The following is a 9,167-nucleotide window of genomic DNA, read 5'->3' on the forward strand; positions in this document are numbered from 1 at the left end:
AAACATTAAATGAGTAACGACCCTCTCCTGCTGATTCTTGCGGCAGGTTTACTCACCTTCGGGTTGATATCCCAACGTATCGAGCGCATTGCGCTCACTGCCCCCATGCTGTTCCTGCTTCTGGGTGTTATCAGCGGGCCTGTATTACTGGACTGGAGCGCCCCCGCGATCGAGAGCAGTGCGCTCAAAATCATTGCTGAACTGACGCTGGCATTAATTCTGTTTACCGATGCAAGTCAGGTGCAGAGATCGCATCTGGTGAAGTTCGAGAATCTTCCGATACGGCTTCTCGGCATCGGTCTGCCACTAACCATGCTGGCAGGCGCTGCCGTCGCTTTCGTACTGTATCCTGGGTATTGGCAGGTCGCGATTATGATCGGTGTGATTCTGGCCCCTACCGATGCAGCACTTGCCCAGAGCGTATTCTCAGCATCGGCCATCAAAGAAAAACTCCGTCATTCAATCACAGTTGAAAGCGGCCTGAACGATGGCCTTGCTCTTCCTTTCCTCCTTTTGATTATTGCCATTGCCAGTGCGGGTGACCTCAGCACCGTAGACCCATGGTACTGGGGTAATTTTCTGTTTCAGCAGATTGCACTCGGGGCCTTAACAGGTATTGCCGTGGGCTACTTTGGTGGATACCTGCTTGAGCAAGCCGGAAGGCATGATTGGATGGATCCGGTATTTCAGCGGTTATCCTCTGTCGCACTTGCTCTGGTAACCTACACCGGCGCTGAACACGCCGGCGGAAACGGGTTTATTGCCGTATTTATGGCCGGACTGTTCCTACACGCAGGGCGCACTATGGTTGTTACCCGTCTCAAAGAATTCGGAGAAGCGGAGGGCCAGTTATTAACACTGGTCATGTTCTTCCTGTTCGGTCTTATTTACGTGCCCGATGCACTGCCACAGATAACCCTTGAAACGGTCATTTACGCACTCCTCAGTCTCACCCTGATACGCATCATTCCAGTCGTATTAGCCCTGACTGGTACAGGGCTTGATATCAAAGAAAAGCTGTTTCTGGGATGGTTTGGTCCCCGCGGAATTGCCAGTATTCTGTACCTGTTAATGGTGATTGAGCAGTTGGGTTTTGCAGAGCAGCTACCCGGGTATCAGCTGCTTTTCCCTACCGTAGTGACGACAGTGGTGCTCAGTATTTTTGTACACGGGATGTCGGTGCCTCTATGGGTCCGATGGCTCAAACGCTAAGTACGGACACTCCGTAACAGCACCACCGCGTATCCAACAGACACCAGGGCAACCCAGATACCGTTAATCAGTACAGCATCGTAACCTAGTTGCTGAAAACCGAGAGTGCCCGCCGCAGCCCCCAGGATAAAGGCGAGAAAAATAGACAATTGCAGTAGCAACTGTTGCCTGAGCAGACCACGCCCTGCAAAGAAATTCCCGAGCGCAGAACCTATATCAGACACGATGCCGGTCAGGTGGGTAGTACGAATGACTGAGCCGCTATAGGTCGCCACCATAGCGTTCTGTAAACCGTAGGCCGCTGACGCCAGCCACTCCGCCGACATGTGATCAGTACGGAAAGCGTACCAGGCAAAAAACAGAAGAAAGGCTTCAATGGTCAACGCCAGACCGTAACGGCGGCCGAGTTGCAACGCCTCATTACCAACGATGATGCCGCTGATAATGGCCCCAATTACGAAGCTGAGAAGTATGCTCGCTGTATGGAATAAAACCTCAGACCGCCCTGACACCAGCGCATCCGCTACAATGGTCGCCGTCCCTGTTACATGAGAAACCGCATTATTCGCGAAAGAGAGTAAAGCGACGCTATTGATAAAGCCTGCGTTCAGCGCCAGCATCACACTGCCCGCCAGAACCCAGACGGGAAGTTGACGAATCATTCTGCCTGCTCCTGTCGAGCGTTTTATTCTATCGGATTTGCGCACTCAAAGTGATCGGGTTGAAAACGACAGCGCACTTTGCGTTGCCATGTCAGCATTTGAAAGAAAAAAAATACCCAGCAATGCTGGGTATTTATCTCAATCACCGGTGATGTTCTCGTACTCTACCGGCTTATTCTACTGGGTTAGCACATTCGAAATGTCCTGGCTCAAACTTACAACGAACCTTACGCTGGAGCTTCAGCATATCGGCATCATAGTATTCACGCTCACGCAGCTGAATACGGGCTTCCTGCATCATAACCTGATATTCCGCTTTATCGTCGTCAGGAATATTGATCCAGTACTGTTCCGGAATCTCACCTTCCTGTGCTTTGACCAGTTTTTCGATTGTTTCGAACCGTGTCAGGAAGTCTTCGCGAACCAACTGCGCCAGTTCATTCGGGAATTTATCAGCACGCCCTACAAGCTGCAGAGTGATCTGTGAGAACGGATAATCAACGATACCGCCGTTATCCCCCAACCCTTTGTACAGCTCCATGACCTGATACGCAGCCAGTGGTGCTGCCAGAACATCTACAATCTTGTTATTGAACTTAGTACCCGCGTTCACGAGTGCCGTTGGCACCGGGTTGGCACCGATCTGCGATACCATTTCAGCCTGCACCAGATCGTAATCAAGAACGGCTACACGTTTACCTGCTGCTTTCGCCAGCGTATTAATCTTGCGGTCATTCACGAAGATATACGCGGCACCCATCGGCGCGTAACCCATCACAACGTACTGACCATCAAGCATGCGGTCGGCATTTTTCGGGCTGGTAATAGCCTGCATCAGCAACTTCATGTGATCACGGCTTGGCACCGCACCGATTGCATCAATGGTGCCTGTGTAGCGGTTAAACAGACGTGCGCGTAAGCCAGTAAACAATGCTGCATCACACATACCCGCTTTGAGTTCTTCAGTCAGAACAGATTCGCTGGTGTAAGCATCCAGTTCAACGGTAACGCCCCACTCCATCAATTGAGCAGCCTGATCGACTGCGGCATTGTAGATAGGGCCATTTTTACCCGCAATATCCCACACACAGATACGGCGCGATGGAATCGAACCATCTTCATTCAGCATATCGGGATACATGGCCTTGATCGCTTCAACACGCTCAGCTTTAGCGACCTTAGGGTCCATGGCTTTGATTCTGAGGGCCTCAGTATCGGCAGCGATGGCCGACGCCGAAACCAGAGTCGAAACAGCACATACGGCTGTGGCGATAAAACGCTTCATAATTTGTTCCTGTTCTTATTTTAATCTCAGCGACTACTCTAATCTAAATATGCAGTGCCGGTTATTTTTGTTGTCACACCGGGCACAGCATCTGCCGGGTGTTTGTCGTCGGAATAACCCCATACATCGACGAACACGAAATACTTTACACCTGTCTGTAAAAATTAACCAGTACTCAGATATGAGTCGCCCGGTAAGGGCGGCGGCTGCGTTCTTTCCGCATGCAGTGTAACCACCAGATGCAGCAGGTTGGCGCCAGAATCAAGCCTATCGGTACGCCCACCAGTAGCGTCCAGCCCAACATTGACAGCCCGTAGAGAAGATCAGCAATATTCACGTCCCCCAGATGGCAGACGCCTCCGACCGAGGATATCAGGTCACACCCCAGAAACTCTGCCAATGAAGTTGCAAAGACAATAAACAGGAAAGGAGAAATCAACAGGAGGGCTGATGTCCAGAGGCTGATCAACGCTTTGTATGATAACTGCATCTGGCCCTCCAGACTGCTCACTTAGTGACGGTTCTTCGCCTCTATCCACTGCGCCATATACTGGGTGCTCTTGAGGCTATGGTGGCGAAGCATACCACCAATAAAGTCGCACTGGCGGTGTCTTTCGAGGCCATTGAGCAGGTCATCAATCCGAGTCAGTAAATTCTGGCCATGAATGGCCTCATTGAACCTGCCGATGGCCAGATGCGGCCCCCTTGCACTGTATTCGGACCACAGAAATTCATCCCTGTAGAGTGCAACCGCCGATTCAACGAACTCACTGGCTTCGTCGGCGACCATGGCTGGCGATGGTTCGCTACCGAACATGCCTTCCGCACCAATCCCTGAGGTCACCGCTGGCGTCCCCAGTGTGGCAGCATCCAGTAACTTCCCTTTAAGGCCCGCACCAAAGCGCAGAGGGGCCAGCATCACACGCGCGTTACTGATCACAGCCTCTGCGGAGGGTGCCCAGCCTTTGACTCTGAAACCAAGGCCCGGATTATCCAGCTGCGTTGCTTTCTTTGGCGGGTACGCGCCGTAAACGTGAAGCTCTGCAGATGGGAGCTGACGACGAATTTCCGGCCATAGCTCACGTAACTGCAGCACCGCATCCCAGTTCGGTGCATGGCGAAAATTTCCGATTGAGATGAAGTGTTCACGCTCAGTGAAAGGTTTGAGCTCGCGATCGGATGGGCTGAGCATAAATGGCAGATACAGGATCTTTGATCGATCAACCGGAAAGTTATCTTGCAGCCAGCTCATTTCATATTCAGAGATGACAAGCGTCAGGTCACAGCGCAGCAGCGAAGCGATTTCCCGGAAAGCCATATCCGTCTGCCACTCCAGCTCAGTCACCGGGCGCCCTGCCTTAATCGCGCGGTGTCGGGCATCACGCAGGCAGTGAACGTCTTCCATATCAAGGATACGAAGCGCCTTCGGGGCAAACTTCTCGACGCGCCAGCCGAACTGCTCCTCCATCATAAAGCGGTCAAACATCACGATATCAGGCGACTGTTCCGTCAGCCAGGTATCAAAGGTCGATGAGTTCAGCTCAATACGATGCTTCTCTATGTCCATCGCAGCGAGGTTAACCGCATGATCACTGTCATCGGCGGGAGAGGCAAACAGCACACGGTAGCCGCTCGCACGCATCAGCGAGAGAATCTGCAGCATACGACTGCCCGCTGCTGATGAATTGGGTTCTGGCCAGACGTAGCCAATAGCAATAAAGGTTTTCATGGCGCGATTATAGCGCGTTGCACCGCACAATTTGGTCTTAACACGGAGACGACCAAAAACAGCCCGGATGCTGGTATACTCCGCTCCTGTTTTTAATTGCCCGACGGTTGAATAATGAGCGAAATTACCACTCCTGATTACCTCAAAGACGCCGAGCAACTGCTCAGCGAGAACGGTTTTGCAACCAGTGATGACTGGTATCACGGCACGGCCTCTGGTCTGGTAGACACGATTCTCAAAGACGGCCTGAAAGGCGGCGGCGATACAGAGACGGCTCAGCGTGAGCAGGGTACTCTGGGCACTATCGGCAACCGCCAATTCGAAACCAGCGAACCGGTGTTCCTCACGCAAAGCAAAGAGTTGGCGTACTTCTGGGCCGCACGTAAAGCCCACATGCGTAACCTATATTTCCGCAAAGAAGAGACGCCTGTCGTTCTCAAGGTGACGGCGCCTGAAAAAGTGACTCCGGATGTCGGCGGTACCGCTATCCTGCTGGAGCCTTCCAACACGTATATTATGATGTTGAAAGAGCTCTACGAGAAGAAAGGCATTGCCTGGATCGACGAATCGAATCCACTCAAGCTGCCACGTGAGACCTATCTCACCATGCTGGGGCTTGGCTACAGCTACAATGACATTCCGGCCGATAAAATCAGCCTTGTCAGTGAGTGACATGGCCTGAATTAAAGGTCTGAATAACGGCTGACATAGTGCTTTATCAGGCACTTGATATGGATAACTAAGATGAAGATCTATCTTGCGGGTCCGGAAGTCTTTTTCCCTGACGCGGATGAACTCGGGGCCCGCAAGAAGCAGATCTGCGAAAAGTACGGTTTTACCGGCCTGTTTCCCCTCGATACACAGATTGCACCGGCCGCAACGGCCTCGGCAACCGGGTTCCTGATCAGCCATGAAAATGAACAACTGATCCGGGCCTGCGATCTGGTGATCGCCAACCTCACGCCTTTTCGTGGCGCCAGTGCCGACGTCGGTACCGTCTATGAGATTGGCCTTGCCCGCGGTATGGGTAAACCAATCCACGGCTACACTAATGACCCGGAGCTATACCACTCCCGTCTGAACGCTCTGTTTGGAAGCGGGACGGAACAGCCACAAGGTCAACTCTGTGACCGCGACGGCCTGAAGATCGAAGAGTTCGACCTGCGCGACAATCTTATGATTGATGGTGGTATCCATGCCAGCGGCGGACACTTTATCGCGGCACAAAAAAAGGCCGCCATCACAGAGACAGCGGCCTTTGAGAAAATCCTGATCAGGCTCAGCCGTTAAGCTTCACCCCGGACATTCTGCGCACCAGAACATAGAAGAGCGGGATAAAGAAGATCGCCAGTACAGTTGCGGCAACCACCCCACCAAACACCCCGGTACCAATCGCATGACGTGCACCTGAACCCGCGCCGGAGCTGAGCATCAGTGGTGTCACACCCAGACCAAAGGCCATCGATGTCATCAGGATCGGACGTAGACGCATACGGGTGGCATCAAGCGTTGCCTGAAGCAGTGTTTTACCCTGATCTTCCAGCGCTTTGGCAAACTCAACGATCAGAATCGCGTTCTTAGACGACAGACCAATGGTCGTCAGCAGGCCTACCTGGAAGAAGACGTCATTACCCAGTCCACGGAAATTAGCCGCAGCAACCGCACCAATAACACCCAGAGGCACAACCAGCATCACAGAGAACGGAATCGACCAGCTTTCATAAAGTGCCGCCAGGCACAGGAAGACTACCAGCAACGACAAGGCATACAGTAGTGGCGCCTGGTTACCGGCCTCAGCTTCCTGATAGGAAAGCCCGGTCCACTCGAAACCAAACCCGTCCGGCAACTGCGAGGCAATTTCTTCCATTGCCGCCATGGCATCACCGGTACTGAAACCTGGCGAAGCTGAGCCCTGAATATTTATCGACGGCACGCCGTTATAGCGTTGCAGCTGCTGTGCACCGTAGGTCCAGTTCCCTTCAGAGAAGCTTGAAAACGGTACCATTTCACCGCTGGTATTACGTACATACCAGTCGGTAATGTCATCCGGCAGCATGCGGTATGGTGCATCCGCCTGAACGTACACACGCTTGATCTGACCGCGGTCGAGGAAGTCATTCACATAACTCGAACCCCAGGCAACGGCCATGGTGCTGTTAATTTCAGAGACTGGGATACCCATCGCCAGCGCTTTCTGGTGATCCACTTTCAGGTCAAACTGAGGCGCATCAGGCAGACCACTGTATCGTACCTGATTCATTTTCTCGTGTTGATTGGCCTGGCCAAGTACCTGATAAGTCGCTCCCATCAGCGCTTCGTGCCCCATACCACTGCGATCCTGTAGCTGGAAGTTAAAACCGCTGGCCACACCAAGTGCAGGAATCGCTGGCGGGTTGATCGCGAATACAAAGGCTTCACGGATTTGAGAGAAAGCCCCCCATGCACGACCAACCACAGCCTGAACACCGTCTTTTTCAAGATCACGCTCATCCCAATCTTTAAGACGGATAAAGGCGATACCTGAGTTCTGACCACGACCTGAGAAGCTGAAACCAGCGGCCGCGAACATTGACTGCACAGCGTCTGATTCATTATCGAGGAAGTGATCTTCAATCTTCTTCAACACCTCAATCGTCTGCTCCTGTGACGAACCCACCGGCAACTGAACCAGCGCGATCAAGATGCCCTGATCTTCTTCGGGTAAGAACGCACTTGGCAGACGCATAAAGGCAAAGATCAGCACGCCAACAATCAGCACATACATCACCACATAACGAACCCAGTGGCGGATGGTGCTATCAACGCGATTACGATAGCCGTTCGTTGCTTTCTCAAACGTGCGGTTAAACCAGCCAAAGAAACCTCTTTTGGTCTGATGATCACCGTCGTGAGGTTTGAGCATAGTGGCACACAGTGCCGGCGTCAGAATCAATGCCACCAACACCGACAACACCATGGCCGACACGATAGTGATCGAGAATTGCTGATAAATTGCGCCTGTCGAACCTGGGAAGAAGGCCATCGGGATAAATACCGCAGACAACACCAGGGCAATACCGACGAGTGCACCGGTGATTTCCCCCATCGACTTGCGGGTTGCCTCGACGGGGCCAAGGCCCTCTTCGGCCATGATCCGTTCGACGTTTTCTACAACGACAATGGCGTCATCCACCAGGAGACCAATCGCCAGCACCATACCAAACATGGTCAGGGTGTTGACCGAGAAGCCAAAGGCGTAGAGAACAGCAAAGGTACCCAACAGAACCACAGGCACTGCGATGGTAGGGATCAGTGTTGCACGGAAGTTCTGCAGGAACAGGTACATCACCAGGAAGACCAGTGCGATACCTTCAAACAGAGTTTTCACAACCTCGGTAATAGAGATCTCAACAAATGGGGTCGTATCGTACGGATAGCTGACTTCGAGGCTGTCCGGGAAAAACTCCTGTAGTTCAGCCAGACGCTCTTTTACCAGTTTTGCCGTGTCGAGCGCGTTTGCGCCAGATGCCAGAGTGACTGCAAGACCAGCGGCCGGCTTACGATTAAAGCGACCACTGATTTCATACGATTCTGAGCCGAGTTCAATGCGAGCAACATCAGACAGGGTGACGCGCGAACCATCAGGTGTCACTTTCAGAAGAATACGCCCAAACTCTTCTGGCGTTTCCAGAAGCGTCTGCACAACAATCGACGCATTCAACTGCTGACCTTCAACAGCCGGCGTACCACCTAACTGACCACCAGCAACCTGATTGTTCTGAACCTGAATCGCAGAGGTAACATCGTTAGGAGTCAGGCTGTATTCGTTCAGCTTGTTCGGGTCCAACCAGACACGCATGGCGTACTGAGAACCGAACAGACGCGTATTACCCACACCTTCAACACGGGCGATTGAGTCCTGAACATTAGCACCGATAAAGTCTGCAATATCAGAGCGCGTCATGCTGCCGTCTTCAGAAGTGAAACCAATCACCATCAGGAAGGTATCCGACGACTTAGCTACGCGTACACCCTGCTGCTGAACCGCCTGAGGCAGGCGTGGCGTCGCCATCTGCAGTTTATTCTGAACCTGAACCTGGGCGATGTCAGGATCAGTCCCAGCAGCAAAGGTCAGTGTGATCGACGCGTTACCCGATGAGTCACTGCTGGCCGACATGTAAAGCAGATTGTCGATACCGTTCATCTGCTCTTCAATCACCTGAGTCACAGAGTTCTCAACGGCTTTCGAAGACGCACCAGGATAGTTCGCAGTGATCTGAACTTCGGGTGGCGCCACCTG

The 9,167-nt window shown here is 52.6% G+C and carries 8 protein-coding genes; 3 read left to right on the forward strand and 5 right to left on the reverse strand.

The annotated features are described in order from the left end of the window. The first annotated feature begins 9 nt into the window (after positions 1-9). Entirely contained in the window at positions 10-1,212 is a 1,203-nt protein-coding gene (locus B2067_RS05995; protein ID WP_301387782.1) for a cation:proton antiporter, read from the forward strand. Here the strand turns inward: B2067_RS05995 and B2067_RS06000 are convergent. The 4 genes from B2067_RS06000 to B2067_RS06015 all read right to left on the reverse strand — a co-directional run bounded on the left by B2067_RS06000 (position 1,209) and on the right by B2067_RS06015 (position 4,888). After that, positions 1,209-1,874 carry a YoaK family protein gene (locus tag B2067_RS06000; protein WP_301387783.1) on the reverse strand — a complete coding sequence of 222 codons (666 nt, stop codon included), beginning with the start codon at positions 1,872-1,874 and terminating at the stop codon, positions 1,209-1,211. The genes B2067_RS05995 and B2067_RS06000 overlap by 4 nt on opposite strands. Before the next feature lie 172 nt (positions 1,875-2,046). Next, a complete protein-coding gene (locus tag B2067_RS06005) occupies positions 2,047-3,159 on the reverse strand; it encodes a putative solute-binding protein (protein ID WP_301378040.1) in 1,113 nt (370 codons plus the stop codon). Between the two features lie 175 nt (positions 3,160-3,334). Further along, positions 3,335-3,649, reverse strand: coding sequence for a hypothetical protein (locus B2067_RS06010; protein ID WP_068438400.1), 315 nt, complete (start codon positions 3,647-3,649; stop codon positions 3,335-3,337). 21 nt (positions 3,650-3,670) lie between these two features. Beyond that, entirely contained in the window at positions 3,671-4,888 is a 1,218-nt protein-coding gene (locus tag B2067_RS06015; RefSeq protein WP_301387784.1) for a glycosyltransferase, read from the reverse strand. Positions 4,889-5,002: 114 nt separating this feature from the next. Here B2067_RS06015 and B2067_RS06020 point away from each other — a divergent pair, with 114 nt between their 5' ends. Both B2067_RS06020 and B2067_RS06025 read left to right on the forward strand, forming a co-directional pair. Beyond that, positions 5,003-5,560, forward strand: a complete 558-nt coding sequence (locus B2067_RS06020; RefSeq protein WP_297534021.1) for a hypothetical protein — start codon at positions 5,003-5,005, stop codon at positions 5,558-5,560. Between the two features lie 72 nt (positions 5,561-5,632). Then, entirely contained in the window at positions 5,633-6,178 is a 546-nt protein-coding gene (locus B2067_RS06025) for a nucleoside 2-deoxyribosyltransferase (RefSeq protein ID WP_301387785.1), read from the forward strand. Here B2067_RS06025 and B2067_RS06030 read toward each other — a convergent pair. Then, the coding region (locus B2067_RS06030) for an efflux RND transporter permease subunit (RefSeq protein ID WP_301387786.1) at positions 6,168-9,167 on the reverse strand (3,000 nt) is incomplete at its 5' end. The genes B2067_RS06025 and B2067_RS06030 overlap by 11 nt on opposite strands.

It is taken from the genome of Thalassolituus sp. UBA2590 (genome assembly GCF_002339775.1).
In the GTDB taxonomy this organism is placed as follows: Bacteria; Pseudomonadota; Gammaproteobacteria; order Pseudomonadales; family Oceanobacteraceae; genus Thalassolituus.